Here is a 4,029-nt window from a genome sequence, read left to right as displayed (position 1 = left end):
TACCCGTCCCGTCCTCCAGGAGCTGTGCCCCTTCGACCCCCTTGGGCGCCCAGGAGCTCGCGGGGTGGGTCGGCGGGTGCGGGTTCGTCGTGGTTGCTCGCGCAGTTCCCCGCGCCCCTTCAGAGCGCGCAGGTCCCCGGGGTTTTCAGGGGACCGAGTTCCCGCAGAGATCCCCGCGCCTCTCGAGGACTCACGGATTCTCGCGCCTCTCCCAGACACACGGATCGCCCCGCGCTCGCAGACACACGGATCGGCGCGCCTCTCGCAGACGCACGGATTCCCGCGCCCCTCACAGACACACGGATCGCCCCGCCCTCACAGACACACGGATCGGCGCGCCTCTCGCAGACGCACGGATTCCCGCGCCCTCACAGACGCGCGGATCGCCCTGCCCTCGCAGACGCGTCGATCCCCGGGCCCCTCGATCACTTTGTTGTTGTGGGGCCTTCTCGGCAGATCAGTAGGAGGGCTCGGTCGTCGTTGACGTCTTTTGCCACCGCTTCGATCAGGTGCCAGGCGGCGCCGTGGAAGCCGCCGGCGACGTAGCGGTCGGCCTCGCCGGTGAGGCGGTCGATGCCCTCGACGATGTCGCGCTCCGAGGTCTCGACGAGGCCGTCGGTGAAAAGCATCAGGACGTCGCCGGGGCGCAGGGAGCCCTTGACGGGGTCGAACTGGGCGCCGTCGTAGACGCCCAGGAGGGGGCCCTCGGCGGCCTTCTCCTCCCAGCGGCCGGTGCCGGCGCTGAGCTGGAGGCCCGGCGGGTGGCCTGCGGAGAAGAGTTCGTAGTCGCCGGAGTCGAGGTCGAGGACGAGGTGGATGGAGGTCGCGAAGCCCTCGTCCCAGTCCTGGCGCAGGAGGTAGCCGTTGGCCGCCGGGAGGAACGCGTGCGGTGGGAGCGATCCCAGCAGGCCGCCGAAGGCGCCGGAGAGGAGCAGGGCCCGGGAGCCCGCGTCCATGCCCTTGCCGGAGACGTCGGTGAGGACGACTTCGAGGGTGCGGCCGCCGTTCGTCCGGGCGGCCACGACGAAGTCGCCGGAGAAGGACTGGCCGCCCGCCGGGCGCAGTGCCATCTCGCGGTGCCAACCACTCGGCAGCTGCGGCAGCTTGCTCTGCACCCGGATGCGTTCGCGCAGGTCGAAGAGCATGGTGCCGCCGCGCCGCCAGGGGACGCCGACGCGGCTGCGGAACTGGGCGATGAGGAGACCGAAGAAACCGCAGGCGGCGACCACGAGCACTATGCCGGGCGTCACCCGGGCCGGACCGTCGGTGTAGGGGCCGAGCTGGACGGACTCCACGATGAGGGCGGTCGCGGCGGCGGCGTAGAGGCCGAGGAGGCTGGCGGGCCGGAGCAGCAGGCCGCCGGCGACGATGGGGAGGACGAGGACGGCCGGTGAGAACCACACCTCGTTGATCATCGTGAAACAGGCGATCAGCGGGATCATCAGCAGCAGACCGGCGAGGGCGATCCAGTCGGAGCCGTCCCCGCGGAAGTAGTCGACGGCGGATTTGCGCACGCCGGTGCGGGCCCGGTGAACCAGCTTCTTCATCCGGGCCGTGAGCGTGTCGGCCGCCGCGCGCCGCTCTCGTCCTGCTGCCATTGTTCGGGACCTTATCCATCGGACCAGCCCCTGTGCACAGGAGGTCCTACTTGTCCCCCTTCCGAGGGCCGGTTCACGACGAATCTCACACAGATCTCACACCGGAACGTGTACTTCGGCCCCCGTGCGCCCTCCGTGCGGCACCTCGGCAGGATCCCACGTCGAACGGCGACGCGCGGGGCAAATTCGTTCGCCCGTACCGGATCGCCCTGCTAGGCATGGCGTATGACGACTGAGTTGCGGGCGCTGCGCAAGGAAGACTGGAACGGCTGGTACGACAACCTCCTCCTCGCCTTCGGCGGCGCCACCGAGCCCGCCGAGGAGCGGGAGTTGTGGAAGGCACTCACCCCGTACGACCGCTCGATCGGTGTGTGGGACGGCGACCAATGCGTGGGCACGGCCGGGGCGTTCGACTTCCGGCTCACCGTGCCCGGGGGCGCCGTCGTCCCGGCGGCGGGCGTGACGATGGTCGGCGTCGCCGCAACGCACCGGCGGCGCGGGGTGCTGACGTCCATGATGCGGCGGCAGTTGGACGACATCCGCTCCTGGGGCGAGCCGCTGGCCGTGCTGACCGCGTCGGAGCCGGTGATCTACGGCCGTTTCGGGTACGGCCAGGCGACCCACCGGGTCACCGCCGAGATCGACACCGCCCGGGTACGGCTGTCCGTGCCGCCCGGCACCGATGACGTACGGCTGCGGTACGCGGATCCCGCCGAGGTGCTCGACGTGTGCGAGGCGGTGTACGCCCGCCTGGTGCCGGAGCGGCCGGGGATGCTGGAGCGGCGGCCCGGCTGGGAGCGGGTGGACCTGCTCGACACGGAACGCCACCGGGACGGCGCCTCGCCGCTGCAGTGCGTGGTGGCCGAGCGGTCCGGCGACGGGGACGTTTCCGAGGTGGTGGGGTACGCCCGCTTCCGGGTCAAGGCCGAGTGGGGGCACGCCGGGCCTGAGGGGGTCGTCCAGTTGAGTTCGCTGGAGGCCGTGGACCCCGCCGCGCGGGCCGCGTTGTGGCGGTTCCTCTTCGACATCGACCTGACGCAGAGCGTGGTCGCCTCCCGGCTTCCGGTGGACGAGCCGGTGCTGCACCTGGTGTCGGACGTCCGACGGTGCGGACTGCGGGTCAAGGACGATCTGCACGTGCGGCTCGTGGAGGTCGGGGCCGCGCTGCGGGCGCGGACCTACCAGGCGCCGCTGGACGTCGTGTTCGAGGTCGAGGACACCTTCTGCCCCTGGAACGAGGGGCGTTGGCGGCTCACCGGCGACCCCAAGGGCGCGACCTGCGAGCGGACCGCCGACGCCGCCGATCTCTCCCTCTCCGTACGGGAGTTGGGGGCCGCCTATCTGGGCGGCGTGAGCCTGGCCTCCCTGGCGGCGGCCGGGCGGGTGCGGGAGCTGCGGGAGGGGGCGCTGGCGGAGGCGTCCACCGGCTTCCTGTCGTCGGGGCTCGCGCCCTGGCTGCCGCACGGGTTCTAGGACAGCCGCCCAGGGCTGCCGCACGGGTTCCAGGACAGCCGCCCCTGGTCGCCGCGCCCGTTCCAGGGCAGCTGTCCTGACTGCCGGGCGGGTTTCAGGGCGCCGGGGTGACAGCGCGTGCGTTCAGCGGTGTTGGCAGGACGGGCACCAGAAGAGGTTGCGGGCGGCGAGATCGGCGGTGCGGATCTCGCCGCCACAGATGTGACAGGGCAGGGTGGCCCTGCGGTACACGTACACCTCGCCGCCGTGGTCGTCGACCCGGGGCGGGCGGCCCATCGCCTCCGGGAGGTGTTCGGGGCGGACCGTGTCGATGCGGTTGTGGCGGACGCCCTCGCGCATCAGGGCGACGAGGTCGGCCCAGATCGCGTCCCACTCCGCCGGGGTGATGTCCCGGCCCGCGCGGTACGGGTCGATGCCGTGCCGGAAGAGGACCTCCGCGCGGTAGACGTTGCCGACGCCCGCGATCACCTTCTGGTCCAGGAGGAGCGCGGCGATCGTCGTCCGGCTGCGGGAGATCCTGGCGTACGCGCGTGCCGGGTCGGCGTCGGGGCGGAGGGGGTCGGGGCCGAGGCGGGCGTGTACGGCCTGCTTCTCGGCGTCCGTGATCAGGGTGCAGGTCGTCGGGCCCCGGAGGTCCATGTACGCCGTGTCGTTGCGCAGCCGCAGGCGGACGGTGTCCGTGGGCGGGGGCGCCGGGGCGGGGCCGAAGGTGACCTTGCCGAAGAGGCCGAGGTGGATGTGCACGCGTTCCTCGGCGGCGGCGTCGCCGAAGTGCAGGAAGAGGTGTTTGCCGTGGGCCTCGGCGGCGTGGAGGGGGGTGCCGGTGAGGAGGGCGGCGGCGTCGGCGAACTTGCCCTGGGGGCTGGTGACGTGGGTGGGCCGGTCACCGCCGCCGAAGTGGGTCAGGCAGTCTTCGGCGAGGCGGTGGATGGTGTGCCCCTCCGGCACGGGGTCCCTC

General features: G+C 72.2%; 3 protein-coding genes. 1 reads left to right on the top strand and 2 read right to left on the bottom strand.

What is annotated here, in order from left to right; genetic code table 11:
- Positions 1-425: 425 nt before the first annotated feature.
- Positions 426-1,598: a PP2C family protein-serine/threonine phosphatase gene (locus P1P70_RS41745; protein ID WP_319247288.1), complete on the bottom strand. Its 1,173-nt coding sequence runs from the start codon at positions 1,596-1,598 to the stop codon at positions 426-428.
- A gap of 225 nt (positions 1,599-1,823) precedes the next feature.
- Here P1P70_RS41745 and P1P70_RS41740 point away from each other — a divergent pair, with 225 nt between their 5' ends.
- A complete protein-coding gene (locus P1P70_RS41740; RefSeq protein WP_319247286.1) occupies positions 1,824-3,071 on the top strand; it encodes a GNAT family N-acetyltransferase in 1,248 nt (415 codons plus the stop codon).
- Between the two features lie 123 nt (positions 3,072-3,194).
- Here the strand turns inward: P1P70_RS41740 and P1P70_RS41735 are convergent, their stop codons facing one another.
- Positions 3,195-4,019: an Fpg/Nei family DNA glycosylase gene (locus P1P70_RS41735; protein WP_319247290.1), complete on the bottom strand. Its 825-nt coding sequence runs from the start codon at positions 4,017-4,019 to the stop codon at positions 3,195-3,197.
- Between the last annotated feature and the right edge of the window lie 10 nt (positions 4,020-4,029).

It is taken from the genome of Streptomyces sp. MB09-02B, from assembly GCF_033794485.1.
Classification (GTDB): Bacteria; Actinomycetota; Actinomycetes; order Streptomycetales; family Streptomycetaceae; genus Streptomyces.
The sequence above is the reverse complement of the archived record's forward strand: the minus strand, read 5'-3'. Positions and strand labels throughout refer to the sequence as shown.

Coding starts and splice junctions, on each gene's coding strand:
- P1P70_RS41745 (WP_319247288.1), bottom strand. CDS start 1,598: ATGGCAGCAGGACGAGAGCGGCGCGCGGCGGCCGACACGCTCACGGCC.
- P1P70_RS41740 (WP_319247286.1), top strand. CDS start 1,824: ATGACGACTGAGTTGCGGGCGCTGCGCAAGGAAGACTGGAACGGCTGG.